Origin of the sequence: Endobacter medicaginis (assembly GCF_014192375.1) — a bacterium.
Taxonomy (GTDB): domain Bacteria; phylum Pseudomonadota; class Alphaproteobacteria; order Acetobacterales; family Acetobacteraceae; genus Endobacter; species Endobacter medicaginis.
The window spans coordinates 87,178-104,233 of the sequence record NZ_JACHXV010000010.1; the positions used below are offsets into that span (position 1 = coordinate 87,178).

A 17,056-nucleotide genomic window follows, 5' to 3' on the forward strand; every position below is an offset into this window, starting at 1 on the left:
CACGAGACCCATCGACTTGCCCGACACCCTGCCTGCCCGCATTGGCGACGCCCTCCGCGCTGCCGATGCGGGCCTCGATGCCAGCCTTGAGCGTCTGTTCAACCTGCTGCGCATCCCGTCGATCTCCACCCAGCCCGCCCATGCCGGCGACTGCCGCGCCGCGGCGCAGTGGCTCGCAGGCGAACTGACCGGGCTCGGACTCGATGCCAGCCTGCGCGAGACGGCCGGCCACCCGATCGTGGTGGCACATGCACCTGGCGGCGGCCCGGACGACCACCGCCCGCACGTGCTGTTCTACGGCCATTACGACGTGCAGCCGGTCGATCCGCTGTCGCTGTGGCACAGCCCGCCCTTCGAGCCGAAATTCGAGGGCGAAGGCGACGCCCGCCGGGTGGTCGCGCGCGGGGCCTCCGACGACAAGGGTCAGGTGCTGACCTTCGTCGAGGCGCTGCGTGCGCTGCGCGAGACCGGTCTCGAGCTGCCGGTGCGCGTCAGCCTGCTGATCGAGGGCGAGGAGGAGAGCGGCGGTGCCAACCTGCCCGGCTTCCTCGCCGACAACGCCGAAGAGCTCGCCTGCGACGTCGCGCTGATCTGCGACACCGACATGCTGCCCGGCCGGGTGCCGGCGATCTGCGCGATGCTGCGCGGGCTGGTCGGCGAGGAGGTGGTGCTGCGCGCCGCCGACCGCGACCTGCATTCCGGCATGTTCGGCAATGCGGCGGCCAACCCGATCGCCATTCTCGCCCGTATCCTCGCCGATCTGCGCGACGCGGACGGCCGCGTCACCCTGACGGGTTTCTATGACGGCGTGCCGGTGATCCCCGAGGCGCTGCGTGCGCAATGGGCGACTCTCGGCCTCGACGACGATGCAGCGATGCTGTCGCCCTATGGTCTGAGCCAGGCTGCCGGCGAGCGCGGCTTCTCGGCGATGGAGCAGGTCTGGGTGCGGCCGTCCTGCGAGATCAACGGCATCTCCGGCGGCTATACCGGCGACGGGTTCAAGACCGTGCTGCCGGCGGAGGCGATGGCCAAGGTTTCGTTCCGGCTGGTCGGCACCCAGGATCCGGACGCGATCCGGAGCGCCTTCCGAAAGCACGTCACCGACCGGCTGCCGCCGGACGTCACCGCCACCTTCCACCCGCATGGCGGCTCGCGCGCGGTGTCGCTGCCGCTGGACGGGCCGTGGCTGCGCGCCGCCCTCGCCGCACTCGGCGAGGAATGGGGCCACAAGGCCGCGGTGGTCGCCTCCGGCGGCTCGATCCCGGTCGCCACCCTTCTGCTCGACACGCTCGGGGTGGAGACGCTGCTGATCGGCTTTGCCCGCGCCGATGACCGCATCCACTCGCCGAACGAGAAATACGATGTCGACAGCTTCCACCATGGCATCCGCTCCTGGATCCGCGTGCTCGCGGCCCTCGGCACGGTGAAGGCCGACGCATGACACGCATCGACACGCAGCGCATCGACGGCAAGGCGGCGGCAGCCGCGCTGAGCGCGGAAACGGCGGCGAAGGTCACCGAATGGACCGCCTCCGGCCACCGGCGGCCCGCACTCGCCGTGGTGCTGGTCGGTGAGGACCCAGCCTCCCAGGTCTATGTGCGCAACAAGCAGCGTCAGACCGAGGCGGTGGGGATGCGCTCGATCGGTCACCACCTGCCGGCCGATATCGACCAGGCCGCCCTGCTGCACCTGGTGGCCGAGCTCAATGCCGATCCCGAGGTGGACGGCATCCTCGTGCAGCTGCCACTGCCGAAGCATATCGACACCGCCCGGGTGATCGCCGCGATCGACCCGGACAAGGACGTCGACGGGCTGCATGTGGTCAATGCCGGGCGGCTGGCGAACGGGCTGGCGGGTCTGGTGCCCTGCACGCCGCTGGGCTGCCTGATCCTGCTGGAGCAGACCCTCGGCCGCGAAGCCCTGCGCGGCGCGAATGCGCTGGTGATCGGCCGCTCGATCCTGGTCGGCAAGCCGGTCGCGCAATTGCTGCTGGGTGCGAACTGCACCGTCACCATCGCCCATGGCAGCACCCGCGACCTGCCGGATGCGGTACGTGCCGCCGACATCGTGGTCGCCGCGGTGGGCCGGCCGAAGCTGATCGCGGGCGGCTGGCTGAAGCCGGGGGCGACGGTGATCGATGTCGGCATCAACCGCGTCGAGACCCCAGCCGGCAAGAGCCAGCTCGTCGGCGACGTGGATTACGAATCCGCACAAGGCATCGCCGCCCATATCACTCCGGTGCCGGGCGGCGTCGGGCCGATGACCATCGCCTGCCTACTGGCGAACACGCTCAAGGCCGCCGAGCTGCGCCGGGCGCGACTGCTGGCCTAGCCGCGCAGACGGCTCGGCCAGCAAGCGACAGCTGCCGAGATCGCCGTCACCTCGCGACCCCGAACGTCTGCGCATAAAGCGTCAGGATCGCGCGGGCATCGACGCCGATGCAGACCGTGCACGGCCCGGGCCCTTCCGTGAGCACGGTACGGCCGTCGAACGCGCCCTCGCAGACGACGCGGACCGTGCCGCGGCGGGTCTCGAACAGATCGGGACGCATCGCGACGGCCACGGCGAGGAAATCATGGCCGTAGATGCCGTCGATGCCGACCCGCTCGCGATGGAAGCGCTGGTAGAAGCGGGAGATGTCGCGCAGGAACGCCCCGTCCGCACCGCCGCGTTCGCCGAGCCGGTCGAGGAAGCCGGCGTCGAGGATCACCTCCTCGGTCACGTCGAGACCGACGATGGTGACGGGCCAGCCGGCCGTGAACACCGCATCCGCCGCCTCCGGGTCGCCGGAGATGTTGGCCTCGGCATGCGGGCGCACGTTGCCGGTATGGCCGCTGAAGCCGAACGCGCCGCCCATCACCACCACACCCCGGGCGATAGAGACGATCTCGGGGGCGGTGCGCAGGGCGAGGGCGAGGTTGGTCAGCCGTCCGACCGCGATCAGCGTGATCGCTCCCGGTCGGGCGCGCAGAGCGTCGATGATGAAGTGATGCGCCGGCCGCGGATCGAGCCCCTCGAACGGACCATCCGGCAGGACGATGTCGCCGAGCCCGTTGGCGCCATGCACATGCAGCGCTTCTTCGTCGCCGCGCCCGCGCAGCGTATCGGCCGCCCCCTTCGCGACCGGGGCGGCGAGACCGAAGCGCTGGCGCAGGACCAGCGCGTTGCGGGTGACGGTCTCGATCCGCGCATTGCCGAGCACGGTGGTGATGCCGCGCAGGTCGAATTCCGGCCGTCGGGCGAGGAAGGCCAGCGCCATCGCATCGTCGATGCCCGGATCGGTGTCGAAGATGGTCTCGATCATTTCGCCACCTTCAGCCAGCGGTCGAACCAGGCCAGCGTGCGTTTGCGGGCATCCTCGCGATCGGCGGCACTCGCCATGCCGTGACCCTGGCCCGGATAGACGACGAAGGAGACCGGCACGCCGAGCGTGTGCAGAGCGTGGTAGAACTCTTGGCTCTGCGGCATCGGACATTCGACATCCGCGCCGCCCACGTAGATGAAAGTCGGGGTCTTCACCTGCCGCACGAAGGCGATCGGCGAGGATTTCGCGTAGATCGCCGGGTCGTCATAGACCGAGGCGCCGAAGAACGGGATCATCCAGCCGTCGATGCCGTTCTCACCATAATAGGACTGCCAGTCCGAAACGCCGGCTCCGGCGACGGCAGCCTTGAAGCGGTCGGTCTGCGTGACCGTCCACATCGTCATGTAACCGCCATAGGAATAGCCCATCACCCCGAGCCGATCCGGATCGGCTCCGGCCTGCCGGATGGCGGTATCGACGCCGGCAAGGATGTCGCGCAGGTCGCCATGGCCGAAATCGCGCCGGTTGGCCCGCGCGAAGGCCTCGCCCTGGCCGAAGCTGCCACGAGGGTTGGGGGCGAGGATCATGTAGCCGGCGTCGAGCAGGGCGGCATCCTCGCCATTGCGGTCGATGGCGCGCGGGGTGCTGGCGGCCGACGGCCCGCCATGGATCGACACGATCAGCGGATGCCTGATCTTCGGGTCGAGATCCTTCGGCGCCAGCAACCAGCCCTGCACGTCGAAGCCGTCGCTGTGCCAGCTCAGGCTGCGCGCTGTGTAGGGCAGCGGGGCGAGGGCGGCATTGGCGTCGGTGATCGCCCGCCAGTGGTGATCGGCATCGAGGCGCGCGATCTCCGGTCGGGTGGTGAAATCCTCGCGCGCGGCGAGGATGGTGCCGCCCCCGCAGGCGAGTGCGCGAAGCCCGTCGGGGCCGGAGGCGAGCTGGCGCGTCGGGCTGGCATGGCCGGCCGTGGGGTCCGCCCCCGGTTCGAAGCGCAGGATCTGCGTATTGGCGCCGGACAGCGCGGAGGCGGTGAGCAGTTCGGGGTTCTCTGCGCAGCCGCCACGCAGGCCGGTCATGGTCAGATGGCTGCCTTGCGTCTGGTTCACCGGACTGCCGGGATGATCGAGCGACAGCGTGTAGAGATCGCCGCCCGTCGAACCGAAATCGCTCATGAGGCCGCCGATCACCGACACGGTTCGCGCATCGGCCGACACCACCGGATCGGCGAGCTGCACGCTGGGCGGCGGCGCCCATAGCACCGAGGTCGTCCCCTGCGGGCCGATGCGCAGCAATTTGGCGATCCACCAGTTGTTGTCGCCATTGCCTGGCGCGGCGGTGGCCACGAAGCCGCTCTCGCCACCCTTCGGATCGACCACCCAGTCATACTGATAGACGTAGAGATGGTCCGGCGAGCGCCAGGTCAGCGTGCCGGCCGCCACCGTGGCGATTCGCTGCTCGTCCTCGGTCTCGCCGATCTCGCCCGACAGCGCGGCCGCGGCCTGGGTGGCGCCGGGCAGCTTGTGGGCGCCGGCGGTGGCGAGGACGGCGAGCGTGCCGTCGGGCGCATAGCGCGGATCGGCGAGCGTGCCGTCGAAATCGAGCAGCAGTTTCGGCGCAGCCCCCTCTCCCGTGGCCTGCACGGTGGTCTCGTAGAGGAACTGATGCGCGCTGCCGGGCTTGCGCAGCACGAAGGCGAGGCGCTTGCCGTCACGGGAGAAGGCGGGATCGGCAGGGCGGCAGGCCGCCCCGGCACAGGGCAGGGCGAGCGGATGCAGGGTGGCGAGCCCGTCGGCCGGCAGTGCCGCAAGGGCGAGCTGGGTGATCGGCTCCACCCCGGCCGCGGCCGGCAGCAGGCGGATGGCGGCGAAACCGCGGCCATCCGGCGCAACGGTCAGCGCGCGCACGGCGGTCTCGCCGGCGGCGGGGGCGGCATGGGCGCAACCGATCAGCCCCGCAACGGCGGCAAGCGCGAGGGCGGCGTGGCGAAACGGGGCTGGCACCCCGGCGGACGGCAGAACGGTCATCGGATCCCCACATGGACGGGCCGCCATGGTGCGCGCGCACAGGATTTTGTCCATCCGGTCAGGAGGGGTAGGATGCGATCCCGTCTTCGATCCCCTCTTTTTTCCGGACTGGCTGCGATGGACCGCGTTCCCACCCTCGACCTGCGCCGTCTCGACACCGATCGAGACAGCTTCGTCGCCGAACTCGGCGCGGCCTATCGCCGCTTCGGGTTCTGCTGCTTCTCGCATCACGGCATCGAGGCGGCGCGGATCGAGGCCGCCTACGAGGATTTCCGCCGCTTCTTCGCGCTGCCGGACGCGGTCAAGCGCGGCTATGCGCGCGGCGGCGGGCGTGGCTATGTCGGCTTCAAGGTGGAGACGGCCAAGACCTCGACCATCCCCGACCTCAAGGAATTCTGGCATGTCGGCCGCGACGGCGTGCCGGCCGACCATCCACGCGCCGACATCCTCACCCCCAATGTCTGGCCCGACGAGCCGGCCGGGTTCCGCGACAATGCACTCGCGCTCTATGCGACCATGGAAGCGGCCGGCCAGCGCGTGCTGTCGGCGATGGCGCTCGATCTCGGGCTGGGGAGCGGGTTCTTCGCGCCGATCACCGACATGGGGAACTCGATCCTGCGCGCCCTGCATTATCCCCCGGTGCGCCCCGAGGACCTGCCTGCGGTGCGTGCCGAGGCGCATGAGGACATCAGCCTGATCACCCTGCTGGTGGGGGCGACCGAATCCGGCCTCGAGATCCTCACCCGTGACGGAACCTGGCTGCCGATCGAGGCGCAGCCGGGCGTGCTGGTGGTCAATGTCGGCGACATGATGCAGCGACTGACCAACCACCGCTATCCCTCGACGACGCACCGGGTGGTCAATCCCGCCGGAGAGAAGGCGACCGCCAGCCGCTATTCGATGCCGTTCTTCCTCGCACCCAATATGGACTACCTGATCCGCACCCTGCCCGGCTGCATCGATGCCGCCCACCCCGATCTCTATCCGGAGCCGATCACCGCGCAGGCCTATCTCGAGGAACGGCTGCGCGAGATCCGGCTGGCCTGAACCCGGTCGGGCCTTCAGCCGACCGAGACAGCCACGACCTGGCTGAGGATCATCACGTGACGCACCGCGCCCTCGCGCAGCACCAGCACGTCGCGCGTCTCCTCGGCCACAGCGACAACGCCGGTGAACTCCGCACCCCCCGACAGGGTGACGGTGATCTCGGCCTGACCGAGTTCGACCTCGGCAAAGGCATGGGCGTGGGCCAGCAGGTCGAGAGCAAGCTTCGCAGACATATCCGGCATGATCGATCCATCGCTTCCAGGATGCCGGGGCGGCATCATGCAACCGCAAGGATGCGGTGCATCGCCGCGATGTCAATCGCCGCCAGCCGGCGATGCCCGGCATCGGTCGGATGGCCGCCATCGCGGCTGACGACAGGATCGATCGGCCAGTATCGCGCCGGGTCGCCCATCACCGGGTCGGCGGCGCGGTCGGAAATGAAATCCGCACCGGCGGCATTGGCGCGCAGCAGCGCGTTGTAGGCCTCGAAACGGTCGCCGAACCCGCCGGCGAGCGCCGCCGCGGCCGGGGTCAGCGTCACCAGCCCGATGCGCAAGCCCGGCATCGCCCGCCGCGCGAGGCCGACATAGGCGGTGATCTGCGCATAGGCCTGCTCGGGCGCCAGTCCGCCGAGCAGCGAGTTCGCACCCACCCCGCACAGCAGCATGTGCGGCCCCGGGGCCTGCAGCAGCAGGCGAAGCGTGCCCGGCAGCGCGGCCAGCCGGTCGGCGATGGTGGCACCTCCGACCGCGACATTGACGATCTCCACGCCGGGCAGCGCCGTCTCGTAGAGCCGCGTCTGGTTGCGCAGGCCGCTGCTGCCCATCCCGGCCTCGATGCTGCTGCCATCCAGCACCAGGATGCCGCGGTCGCCGGGCACGGTGCGCGGGCCAAGCCAGGCGGCCGCCTCCTGAAGGCGCGCGGCATCGAGCGCGGTGTCGAACACCGCCACGGCGTCGACCTGCATCCCGGCCCCTGCACCGGGCACCGTGCTGCCGAGGCACAGTCGGTCGAAGGCGCACCCCGCCGGCACCGCGACGGGCAGTGCGGTGACCGTGCCGCGCACCAGCACGCTGGCCATCCCGTCCCGCAGCGACAGGCCGAGCACGGAGGGGGTCGAGGGCGGTGCCGGCACGAGATCGAGACCGAGGCAGCCGAACAGGCTGAGATCATCGGCGCCGACCTCGTCCCGCGACGGATCGACGCGCCCTGCCATCAGCGCCAGCGGCGGCGAGGCGCCGCCCGAGAACCGCAGCAGCTCCGCCGGCGCCGTGGAGGCGACGTTGCCGAGCCGCAGCGCGACCACCAGGGTGAGGCCCCGCGCCGGATCAAGGGCCGGCAGGGCCGCCTCGAGGCTGACCGCGTGATGGGCCCGGGCGGCCGGGTCGGGCGCGCCCTCGAAGGCGCCGCCATTGTCGAACAGCAGCCCTGCCAGCCCGTCGGTGGTCTGTTCCGCGAGCAGCATCGGCCCGAGCGTGCCCGGCGCCGGTTGCAGCCAGCCGCCCCCGATCTGGTCGTGGATGCGCTCGACGCGGCCGGGCCGGTCGCCGAGAAACCGGGCGATCGCCGCCATGTCGCGCCCCCGCTCGCCCGCCTTGACATCGCCCGCCCTGAAACCGCCCGCCGTGAAATCGAAGGTGCGGAACGCGCCGTCATCCAGCCGCCGGAGCGACAGATCGGGCTGTCCGCCTGCGCCGCCCGACAGGCAGCGGCTGGCGACCAGCAGGCGCGGCGTCACGCCGCCCGGACGGCGCGCTTGCGATCGACGGTCGCGACCAGCGCGCCGAAATCCGACAGCGCCTCGAGCTCATCGCCGCTGAACTGGACGTCGAAATGCCGCTCGATGGCCAGCACGACACAGGACATGCTCACCGAGTCCCAGCCCGGCAGATCAGCCAGCATCTCGTGCGGCTCGAGCTGCCGGGCAGGTGCTTCCAGCTCCTCGCTGAGGATCCGCTCGATGTCGCTCGCGGTCTGCGTGTGGTCGATCGTTCGGGTCGTCATCATGTCGCTCCACCAGGGGGATCCGATCCCCATGCGTCGCATCGCGGCGGCACACGGAAAGATTTTTTAGCATGGTTTATCTAAAAAAGTTTATCATCTCGCCAGAATGAGCCATACTTCCCGCATAGCGTGTAGCCCGGCGCCACAAATGATACAACGGTAGCATCCGGGTCCATAGTTTCACTTATTGTAACAACGAAATGGTCTCCGGCATGACGATGACGCGAAAGGTTCTCACGGCAGCCTATGTCCACGCCTCGCAACGCCCCGGCGACATCGCCTTCAGGGTGCTGAAGGACGGCGCCTGGACGGTGCTGAGCTTCGCCGATGTCGTCGCCGGCATCGAGGACTGGGCACGGCGGCTGATCGGGCTCGGCCTGCCGCGCGGCAGCGTGGTATTCTTCGTGCTCAAGCACCGTCACGAGGCCTATGTGGCCTTTCTCGGCGCGATGCGCGCCGGTCTGGTCCCCTCCTTCCTGCCCTACCCGACACCGAAACAGGATGCCGCGCAGTACTGGCAGACGCATGACATCCTGCTGGCCCGGGTGCGGCCTTCGGCGATCATCAGCTACGGCGCCAATGTCGGCATCCTCGCCGGCATGACCGAGGGCGCATGCGGCCATGTGCTCGATCTCGACGGCTTCGCAGCACAGCCGGTACCCGATGTCGCCCTCCCCGCCCTCGAGGAGGTCGAGGGCGACGACCACATCGCCCTGCTCCAGCACAGCTCCGGAACCACCGGGCTGAAGAAGGGCGTGATCCTGCGCCACGAGCAGATCCGCAGCCAGATCGCCGATTTCTCCGCCGCCGGCGACATCGACGCGGACTGCGTCTTCATCACCTGGCTGCCGATCTATCACGACATGGGTCTGATCGCCTGCTTCCTGATGCCGTTCGTGCGCGGCGGCAGCATCGTGGCGATCGACCCGTTCGACTGGCTCGCGCGACCCGACATGTTCCTCGACCTGATCGCCGAGCATCGCGGCACGCACTGCTTCCTGCCCAACTTCGCCTTCAGTCACCTCGCCCGCACCCGCGACAGGCGCCGCACCTACGACGTCTCGTCGATGCGCGCCTTCATCAACGCCTCCGAGCCGCCCAAGGAGGAGACGATGCGCCGGTTCCGCGAGGTGTTCGGCCCTGCCGGGCTGCGCGACGGCGCGCTCCAGGTCGCCTACGGCATGGCCGAGACGGTGCTCGGCGTGAGCCAGACGCCGATGAGCGCCGATGCCTCGGTGGTGCATGTCGACCTGCCGGCCTTCACCGCGGCGCGTCGCATCCGCCGCGTCGAGCCCGGCAGCCCGCGCTCGACCAGCTTCGTCTCCTGCGGCCGCATCTTCCCCAATATCGAGGCCCGTATCGACGCCGCCCCGGGCGAGGATATCGGCGAGATCCAGGTGCGCGGGGCCTATGTGTTCTCCGGCTACTACCTCAACGACGCGGCGACCACGGAGGCCTTCGACGACGGCTGGTTCCGCACCGGCGACCAGGGCTTCATGCTCGACGGCGAGGTCTATGTGTGCGGCCGCATCAAGGAGATGCTGATCGTGCATGGCCGCAACTACTATGCGACCGATCTCGAGGGCATCGTCTCCGACATTCCCGGCGTCAAGCCGGGCCGTGCGGTGGCCTTCGGCGTGCAGGAGCCCGGTGCACCGAGCGAGGAGGCGATCCTGCTCGCCGAGACCGAGCTGGTCGATCCGGCCGCGATCGCGGAACTGCGACAGACCATCCGCAAGGTGGTGTTCGACCGCGTCGAGCTGTCGTTGCGCCATATCGAGATCCTGCCTGTCGGACATCTGCTCAAGACCACCTCGGGCAAGCTCAGCCGCAAGGACAATCGCGAGCTCTATCTCTCCCTCAGGCAGGGCGGCGCGCCCGTCTCCCTCCGGCCGCAGGCGGTGCCGGCATGAACGCGATCACCCCCTCCATGGCCGTTGCCAACGACGTCAGCGCCTGTGTCGCCGCCGCGCGGCAGCGTGAGGCCGAAGGCGATCATGGCGGCGCGCTGGCGGCCTGGCAGCAGGCGCAGGCGCAGGTCGGCTTCGATCGCGACAACCTCGCCGGCATGGCGCATGCCCTGCGCCTGCTGGGCCGGTTTGCGGCCGCCGCCTCGATCCTGTCGGCGGCCAGCCTGCTGTTTCCCGACGATGTCGAGATCGCCGCGCATCACGCGCTGGTGGCCGGCGAGTGCGATGACTGGGCACTCGCGGCGCGGCGCTGGTCGGCCCTGCTCGGCAGGACCGAGCTGTCGCCGGAACTGATGGCCGAAGCGGCACGCGCCCATGCGATGAGCGGCGATTTCGACCACGCCGGATCCATGATCGAGACGGCGATCGGCCGGAATCCCGAGGTGGTACAGCTGCATGTCATTGCCGCGGTCCTGGCGGAGATGCGCGGGGCCTTCGCCGAGGCGTTGCGGCGCTGGGACCAGGTCGTCGCGCTGCGCCCGGGCGATGCCGACCTGATCGGCCGCCGCGGCCAGGCGGCGATGAAGCTCGCCGAGGAAGGCCGGGAGCATGACGCCCCCGCCGCCTCGCCTGCCGCGGTCGGGGCGGCGGCACAGCCCGCCAACGACGCCGTGGCCAACGGCGCACAGCGCGGCCCGGCGCGACCGGTGGTCAACAGCGACACCGCCGGCAGCGACCACCTTGTCGCGATCCTCGACCGAATGGAGAGCCTCGGCGGCGACTGCGAATTCGGTCTGCTGCAACGCCATTACGGTCTCGAGCCCGCCAGCCTGATGCGGTTCAGCTACTCCGAGCGCCTGCTCGAGCTGCTCGCCGCCGACCTCGCCCCGCTTGACGATCTCGATCATATCGAGCTCGAGCTGGAGGGTGCCGAATACATGGTGCGCGACCGGCGCGGCTATTTCTGGACCCACAGCTTCATCTACAAGGGCGAGATGAGCGAGGCGCTGCTGCTCAAGCGGCAGCGCGCGCGGGTCAACGTGCTCAAGCGCAAGCTGCTCGCCCAGCTCAGTGCCGGCGACCGGCTGTTCGTGTTCAAGGAACGCGACGCCGAGCTCGTCGACGACAAGCTGCTCGCACTTTCGGCGCAGCTCAGGCGCTTCGGCCCCAACCGTGTGCTCGGCTTCCGCACCGCCGATGCCGCACACCCTCCGGGCACGGTCATCGATCTCGATGCGTGGAGCCAGGTTGCCTATATCGGCAAACTCTACACAACGCCGGAGCCGGTGATCGACACCGCGAGCTGGAGCCTGGTGCTGCCGGCGATCCGCCTGCCGGAAGCCGCGGACCGCAGGCAGCTTCTCGCCGCCAGCGCCTGACCGCCGGGCGTCAGCCGGCAGAGTGCTGCGCGAGGGCGTCGTCGAGCACGTCGCGCAGCGTCTGATCCCAAGGGATGCGCGGCGCCCAGCCCAGCAGCGCGCGCGCCCGCGTGGCATCGCCCACGGCGATCGGGATGTCGCTCGGCCGCAGCCGCGCCGGGTCGGTCTCGATCCGCACTGCCAGGCCCGACAGCCCGATCAGCCGATCCAGCACCTCGCCGATCCGGCGTGGGATCCCGGAGGCGATATTCAGCACGCTGCCATGCGCGAGGCCGGCGCCATCGCGCAACACCGCGACATAGGCGTCGCAGACATCGCGCACGTCGAGAAAGTCGCGCGCGGCATCGAGATTGCCCACCCGCAGCACCGGCGCCTGCCGGCCATGCGCGATCGCGGCGAGCTGTCGGGCGAAGGCCGGCACCGCGAAATCGCCCCCCTGCCCCGGACCGGTATGGTTGAACGGCCGCAGCCGGATGATGCGCGGCGCCTCCCCCCATTCGGCGGCGAGCGCGCCCAGAGCGAGATCGGCCGCGGCCTTGGTCGCGCCATAGGTGTTGAGTGGGGCGAAGGCCGCGCTCTCGTCAAGCGCCAGCCCGCTGCGGAATGTCGCGCCATAGGCATCCGCGCTGGAGACGTGCAGCATCAGCGCGCCGGGCGCATGCGTGCGCAGCGCCCGGGCGAGGGTCAGCGTCCCGTCGAGATTGACCGCCCAGGCCGTGCGAGGATCATCACGCGCGACGCCGATCGCCGCGACCGCGGCCAGATGCACACACGCATCAGGCCGCGTCTCGCTCACCGCTCGGTCCACCGAAGCCGGATCGGTGAGGTCCAGGGCGGGGGTGAGGATCGTCGCCCCGGGCAGCCCGGCCGCCAGGGCCGCACGCAGATGGCGCCCGACGAACCCGCTCGCGCCGGTGAGCAGGATCGTTTGCATGGCGCGCGGCTCAGCGCGGCAGGCGGGCACGATGGCGGGCGAGATCGGCCTCCACCATCTCCGCGATCATCGTCTCCAGCGAGGTCTCCGCCACCCAGCCGAGCCGGTCTCGCGCCTTCGACGCATCACCGAGCAGCACATCGACCTCGGCCGGCCGCATCAGGCTGGCCGAACTTACCACATGGTCGAGATAGTTCAGCCCCGCGCAGGAGAAGGCGATCCGGCACAGCTCACGGATCGAGGTGGTGCGCCCGGTGGCGAGCACGTAGTCGTCAGGCGTCTCCTGCTGGAGCATCAGCCACATGCCGCGCACATAGTCGCGCGCATGGCCCCAGTCGCGGGTGGCGTCGAGATTGCCCAGGGACAGCTCCTTCGCCAGGCCGAGGCTGATCCGGGCGACGCCGTCAGTGACCTTGCGGGTGACGAACTCGATGCCGCGCAGCGGGCTCTCATGGTTGAACAGGATGCCCGACGAGGCATGCAGCCCGAAGCTCTCGCGGTAATTCACCGTCATCCAGTGCGCGTACAGCTTGGCGACCGCATAGGGGCTGCGCGGGTAGAACGGCGTACGCTCGTTCTGCACCTTCTCCTGGATCAGGCCATACATCTCCGAGGACGAGGCCTGATAGAAGCGCGCCTGCGGCCGGGCGATGCGCACCGCCTCGAGCATGTTGGCCGCCCCGATGCCGGTGACGGTGCCGGTCAGCAGCGGCTGCTGCCACGACGCGGCGACGAAGCTCTGGGCGGCGAGGTTGTAGACCTCGTCGGGAGCGACATCGGCGACGATGCGGATCAGGCTGGACAGGTCGGTGAGGTTGCCGTCGCGCAGCTCGACGCGATCGATGATGCCCAGCCAGCGCAGGCGCTCGCCGATCACGTCGGCGGACGCCGAGCGACGCATCAGGCCGACGACGCGATAGCCCTTGTCGAGCAGCAGCCCGGCAAGGTAGGCGCCATCCTGGCCGGTGATGCCGGTAATGAGGGCTGTGGGCATCGGACATTCCCCGAGCTTGGGTGACAGTTCGGCCGCTGGCCTAGCCGATTGCGGGAGAGGCGTCCATGCCGGGCGGAAAAGGGAATTGTTCTTTCTTGAAAGAAAGAACCAAAGAACTTCTGAAAGTTTATGCGCCGTATCATGGCGGCGGTCGGGGTCTGCGGGAACACCGCGCATGACCGCCATCGCCATCATCGGCACCGGCGGCACCATTGCCTCCGAGGCGCACGACCCGCTCGACGTGCTCGGCTATGACGAGCGCGGTCGCAAGCTCGCGGCGGACGAACTGGTCGCCCGGCTGCCGGAATCGGCGCGTTCGGGGCTGGAACTGCACGTCCTGCCGTTCACGCCGGTCGGCAGCGAGAAGATCGGCCCCGACACCTGGCGCGAACTGGCGCGGATGATCCGCGTGGCGGCCGCAGCGCGTCCGGAACTGGCCGGCTTCGTGATCCTGCACGGCACGTCCACGCTGGAGGAGACCGCCTGGTATCTGAACCTCGTGCTGGAGGTGAGCCAGACCGTGGTGCTGACGGGCGCACAGCGTCCGGCCAGCGCGGTGGGGGCGGACGGGCCTGCCAATCTCCACGCGGCCCTTCGGGTGGCGGCGAGCCCGGAAGCGCGTCATTCGGGCGTGCTGGTGGTGCTCAACGACGAGATCCACTCTGCGCGCGAGGTGAGCAAGACCTCGACCTACCGGCTCAACGCCTTCACCAGCCCGGAAGCCGGGCCGCTGGGGGTGGTGGATGGCGACCGCGTGGTGATGCAGCGCCGCCCGCTGCGGCCGCACGCACGAGCCAGCCCCTTCGCCGGCTTCGACGGGGCGTTGCCGCGGGTGGACATCGCCTATGCCTATGCGGGCGCCGACGGGGTGGCGGTGCGCGCCTTCGCTGCCGCCGGGGCGAGGGGGATCGTCTCGGCCGGGTTGGTGCCGGGGTTGGTGACGCCCGAGGAGGAGGCTGCCCTGCACGAGGCGCGGGCGCGGGGCATCGCCATCGTGCAGGGCGTACGCGGTGCCGGTGGTCGGGTTGCGCCCCGGCCGGCGCTGGACGAGGCCGGGTTCATCGCAGCCGGCAGCCTCAATCCGCAGAAGGCGCGTATATTGCTGATGCTGGCACTGGCGGCGGGGGTGGAAGCGGAGTGGTGTTTCGCCACGTTATGAGCCGGCTCAGCGCGTGCCGCCGATCGCGCCGGTGCGAGCTTGCAGGCTTGGCGAGGACAGGCCCTTGACCACCGTGTCGCCGCTGTCGACGCCGCCGATCGCGCTGCCGGTAGAGGCGGCTTCGGTGTTGTGGTGCCATTCGGGGTGATATTCGCCGCAGGCGGCGAGGCCGCCGCACAGCAGCGCGAGCGCCAGCAGTCTGGCGGAGGAACCGTTGGGTGACATGGATGTGTCCCTTGCGTGCTGCATGAAGGAAAAGGGCCGATGCGCTGCCGCACCGGCCCTTCTCATATCAGATCGAAAACCGCGATCAGAACGACATGCGCGCCTTGAGGTACCACATCCGGCCGACGATGTCGTAGACCGACGGATCAGTGTTGGTGGACGCGTCGGGCACGAACAGCGGAGTCTTGTTGAGCAGGTTCTGCACGCCGCCGGAGAACGTCACCTTGTGCCAAGTATAGGTGGCACCGATGTCGTGGTAGAACACCTCATTGACACGGCAGTAGCGGTTTTCCGTGCAATCGAGGTCGTTGGAGCCGTCGAACAGCTTCATGCCGTCGATGAAGCGGGTGGTCCAGCTCAGGCTGAACGGACCCTTGGCGTAGGTGGCCGAGACGGTGTCACGGATCACCGGGTAGGCCGCTCCATAGGCGCCGATGTTCAGGCGACCCTTGTAGTTGGTCCATTCGCCGCCGTTGATCTGCTGGGCGGTGTAGCCGATCGTATCGACGAGGCTGTTGGTCACCGAGATCGAGTGGCCATGCGGCAGGCGCCACAGATAGCTCATGTCGACATCGAGGCCGTTGGTGCGCACCTCGCCGAGGTTCTGGTCGACCGCGGTGACGGTGGTGAGCTGGCCAGTGGTCGCCGAGCGCGCCGCGACACCAGAGCAGAACGGCGAGGAGAAGTTGGCCGAGGTGTAGCACTCATCGAGATAGTACTGGGTCGAGACCGAGCCGATCTGGTTGGCGATCTTGGTATGCCAGTAATCGATCGACACCAGCAGGTTCGGTACCCAGCGCGGGGTCAGAACGACGCCGATGGTGTAGGTGCGCGCGGTCTCGGGCTTGAGGTCGGCATTGCCGCCCGAATTGGTCGGCACCTGGCCGGCGCCGGTCTGGCTGAACGACGAGGAGTAGTTCTTGATCGCCTTGGCGCAGTTGGCCTGCACCACGCCTTCGAGCGCGCCGTAGGTACCGATCTGGCCGCTGTCGCAGGGGTCGGTCGCCGACGGGAAGCCGAGGATGACGCCGCCGAACAGTTCCTGCACCGAGGGCTGGCGGGTGGCGGTGCCGATATCGGCGCGGAAGCGGATGTCGCGGGTCGGCGCGTAGTTGATCTGCGCCTTCCAGTTGTACTGCGAGCCATAGAGGTTATAGGACGAGTAGCGGCCGGAGACGTCGACGAACAGGTCCTTGGCCCAGTTGATGTTGCGCAGAATCGGGATGTTCAGCTCGCCGAACGCCTCGGTGGCGTTGAAGCCGCCGCCGGTGGGCTGCTCGGTGTTGGACAGCGACTGACCAGACTGGATGATCGGGTCGGGATGATAGGCGCCATCCTCGCCGCGATGCTCCATGCCGACGGCGACGCCGATCGGACCGTATGGCAACTGGTAGAGGTGGTTGTTGGTGATGGTGACGCCGAGATCGCGCAACTGGTTATAGGCCATCGCGTGCGAGGTAAAGCCGGCATAGGCGCGCTGTGCGGCAGTGTAGGGGCCGAACGGATTGGCCAATACGCAGCCCGGCTGCGAGGTGCAGACGGTCGGGTCGTAATAGCCGGAGTCCAGATCGCTCGGATCGTTGTTGCTGTGAAAGCCGGCCATCTGTTCGAGATGGACGAAATTGACCTGATTGGTCTGCTTGATCAGCGTCGTCGAGCGGCCATAGCTGTAGTAGGCATCGTAGTTCCAGGTGCCGGTGATGTTGCCCCGCAGGCCACCGGTGATCTGGTAGGTGTCGGTGCCGGTCTGATAGGCGCGCGGCCCAAGGAAGTTCGACCGACGCAGCGCGTAGACGTCCTCGTCGATGCCAAGCGCCTCGGCATAGGGGTTACCCTGCGGAATCACGTAATCCTGCGAGCCGTCGACGGTGCCAGAAATCGGCTGGCCGGCGAGCTGTGTCTGGGTGTCCTTGTGGGTGTAGTAGGCGTCGATGTAGGCGGTGATATGGTCGTTGATGTCGTAATAGGCATGACCGTTGAGGTCCTCCGCCCCACGGTTGTTTGAGACACTCCGTTAGCGGACGGTCTCCGCCTCAGGGGTGAGGACGATGACGACGAACACGGGAACGATTG

At 69.0% G+C, this 17,056-nt stretch carries 15 protein-coding genes; 6 read left to right on the forward strand and 9 right to left on the reverse strand.

The genetic code is table 11. The features are described from left to right. Positions 1-16: 16 nt before the first annotated feature. A complete protein-coding gene (locus tag FHR90_RS12725; protein ID WP_246330246.1) occupies positions 17-1,441 on the forward strand; it encodes a M20/M25/M40 family metallo-hydrolase in 1,425 nt (474 codons plus the stop codon). Beyond that, positions 1,438-2,331, forward strand: a complete 894-nt coding sequence (folD, locus tag FHR90_RS12730; protein WP_176625174.1) for a bifunctional methylenetetrahydrofolate dehydrogenase/methenyltetrahydrofolate cyclohydrolase FolD — start codon at positions 1,438-1,440, stop codon at positions 2,329-2,331. Before FHR90_RS12725 ends, folD begins: the two co-directional genes overlap by 4 nt. Before the next feature lie 46 nt (positions 2,332-2,377). Here the strand turns inward: folD and FHR90_RS12735 are convergent, their stop codons facing one another. Then, on the reverse strand, positions 2,378-3,304 hold the full coding sequence (locus FHR90_RS12735) for a nucleoside hydrolase (RefSeq protein ID WP_176625172.1): 927 nt from the start codon (positions 3,302-3,304) through the stop codon (positions 2,378-2,380). After that, positions 3,301-5,331 (reverse strand): S9 family peptidase, encoded by a 2,031-nt coding sequence (locus tag FHR90_RS12740; RefSeq protein ID WP_183275343.1) that lies wholly within the window; start codon positions 5,329-5,331, stop codon positions 3,301-3,303. Before FHR90_RS12740 ends, FHR90_RS12735 begins: the two co-directional genes overlap by 4 nt. Before the next feature lie 117 nt (positions 5,332-5,448). Between FHR90_RS12740 and FHR90_RS12745 the strand changes: the two genes are divergently transcribed. Next, positions 5,449-6,378, forward strand: a complete 930-nt coding sequence (locus FHR90_RS12745; RefSeq protein ID WP_176626072.1) for an isopenicillin N synthase family dioxygenase — start codon at positions 5,449-5,451, stop codon at positions 6,376-6,378. A gap of 14 nt (positions 6,379-6,392) precedes the next feature. Here FHR90_RS12745 and FHR90_RS12750 read toward each other — a convergent pair whose 3' ends face one another. From FHR90_RS12750 to FHR90_RS12760, 3 genes are read right to left on the reverse strand one after another with little or no spacing between them, the layout of a single operon-like run. Next, positions 6,393-6,620 carry a hypothetical protein gene (locus FHR90_RS12750; protein ID WP_176626070.1) on the reverse strand — a complete coding sequence of 76 codons (228 nt, stop codon included), beginning with the start codon at positions 6,618-6,620 and terminating at the stop codon, positions 6,393-6,395. 35 nt (positions 6,621-6,655) lie between these two features. Next, on the reverse strand, positions 6,656-8,116 hold the full coding sequence (locus FHR90_RS17745) for a GDSL-type esterase/lipase family protein (protein WP_183275344.1): 1,461 nt from the start codon (positions 8,114-8,116) through the stop codon (positions 6,656-6,658). After that, on the reverse strand, positions 8,113-8,382 hold the full coding sequence (locus FHR90_RS12760; protein WP_176625685.1) for an acyl carrier protein: 270 nt from the start codon (positions 8,380-8,382) through the stop codon (positions 8,113-8,115). Before FHR90_RS12760 ends, FHR90_RS17745 begins: the two co-directional genes overlap by 4 nt. 212 nt (positions 8,383-8,594) lie before the next feature. Here FHR90_RS12760 and FHR90_RS12765 point away from each other — a divergent pair, with 212 nt between their 5' ends. Both FHR90_RS12765 and FHR90_RS12770 read left to right on the forward strand, forming a co-directional pair. Then, positions 8,595-10,295, forward strand: coding sequence for an AMP-binding protein (locus FHR90_RS12765; protein WP_176625684.1), 1,701 nt, complete (start codon positions 8,595-8,597; stop codon positions 10,293-10,295). Beyond that, complete coding sequence (locus FHR90_RS12770) at positions 10,292-11,671, forward strand: tetratricopeptide repeat protein (RefSeq protein WP_183275345.1); 1,380 nt, start codon at positions 10,292-10,294, stop codon at positions 11,669-11,671. Before FHR90_RS12765 ends, FHR90_RS12770 begins: the two co-directional genes overlap by 4 nt. 10 nt (positions 11,672-11,681) lie before the next feature. Here FHR90_RS12770 and FHR90_RS12775 read toward each other — a convergent pair whose 3' ends face one another. Further along, positions 11,682-12,605 carry a GDP-mannose 4,6-dehydratase gene (locus FHR90_RS12775; protein WP_183275346.1) on the reverse strand — a complete coding sequence of 308 codons (924 nt, stop codon included), beginning with the start codon at positions 12,603-12,605 and terminating at the stop codon, positions 11,682-11,684. A 10-nt stretch (positions 12,606-12,615) separates the two neighbouring features. Next, entirely contained in the window at positions 12,616-13,599 is a 984-nt protein-coding gene (locus FHR90_RS12780; RefSeq protein ID WP_176624299.1) for a GDP-mannose 4,6-dehydratase, read from the reverse strand. Between the two features lie 175 nt (positions 13,600-13,774). On the opposite strand from FHR90_RS12780, the gene FHR90_RS12785 reads away from it, so the two are divergent. Beyond that, positions 13,775-14,758 carry an asparaginase gene (locus FHR90_RS12785; RefSeq protein WP_176624301.1) on the forward strand — a complete coding sequence of 328 codons (984 nt, stop codon included), beginning with the start codon at positions 13,775-13,777 and terminating at the stop codon, positions 14,756-14,758. Positions 14,759-14,764: 6 nt separating this feature from the next. Here the strand turns inward: FHR90_RS12785 and FHR90_RS12790 are convergent, their stop codons facing one another. Beyond that, positions 14,765-14,983 (reverse strand): hypothetical protein, encoded by a 219-nt coding sequence (locus FHR90_RS12790; RefSeq protein ID WP_176624303.1) that lies wholly within the window; start codon positions 14,981-14,983, stop codon positions 14,765-14,767. Positions 14,984-15,068: 85 nt separating this feature from the next. After that, positions 15,069-16,829 (reverse strand): TonB-dependent receptor domain-containing protein, encoded by a 1,761-nt coding sequence (locus FHR90_RS12795; RefSeq protein ID WP_176624304.1) that lies wholly within the window; start codon positions 16,827-16,829, stop codon positions 15,069-15,071. Between the last annotated feature and the right edge of the window lie 227 nt (positions 16,830-17,056).

Excerpts from the sequence above, each read along its gene's own strand:
- folD (WP_176625174.1), top strand. The coding sequence starts at position 1,438 with ATGACACGCATCGACACGCAGCGCATCGACGGCAAGGCGGCGGCAGCC.
- FHR90_RS12735 (WP_176625172.1), bottom strand. The coding sequence starts at position 3,304 with ATGATCGAGACCATCTTCGACACCGATCCGGGCATCGACGATGCGATG.
- FHR90_RS12740 (WP_183275343.1), bottom strand. The coding sequence starts at position 5,331 with ATGACCGTTCTGCCGTCCGCCGGGGTGCCAGCCCCGTTTCGCCACGCC.
- FHR90_RS12745 (WP_176626072.1), top strand. The coding sequence starts at position 5,449 with ATGGACCGCGTTCCCACCCTCGACCTGCGCCGTCTCGACACCGATCGA.
- FHR90_RS12750 (WP_176626070.1), bottom strand. The coding sequence starts at position 6,620 with ATGCCGGATATGTCTGCGAAGCTTGCTCTCGACCTGCTGGCCCACGCC.
- FHR90_RS12760 (WP_176625685.1), bottom strand. The coding sequence starts at position 8,382 with ATGACGACCCGAACGATCGACCACACGCAGACCGCGAGCGACATCGAG.
- FHR90_RS12765 (WP_176625684.1), top strand. The coding sequence starts at position 8,595 with ATGACGATGACGCGAAAGGTTCTCACGGCAGCCTATGTCCACGCCTCG.
- FHR90_RS12770 (WP_183275345.1), top strand. The coding sequence starts at position 10,292 with ATGAACGCGATCACCCCCTCCATGGCCGTTGCCAACGACGTCAGCGCC.
- FHR90_RS12775 (WP_183275346.1), bottom strand. The coding sequence starts at position 12,605 with ATGCAAACGATCCTGCTCACCGGCGCGAGCGGGTTCGTCGGGCGCCAT.
- FHR90_RS12780 (WP_176624299.1), bottom strand. The coding sequence starts at position 13,599 with ATGCCCACAGCCCTCATTACCGGCATCACCGGCCAGGATGGCGCCTAC.
- FHR90_RS12785 (WP_176624301.1), top strand. The coding sequence starts at position 13,775 with ATGACCGCCATCGCCATCATCGGCACCGGCGGCACCATTGCCTCCGAG.
- FHR90_RS12790 (WP_176624303.1), bottom strand. The coding sequence starts at position 14,983 with ATGTCACCCAACGGTTCCTCCGCCAGACTGCTGGCGCTCGCGCTGCTG.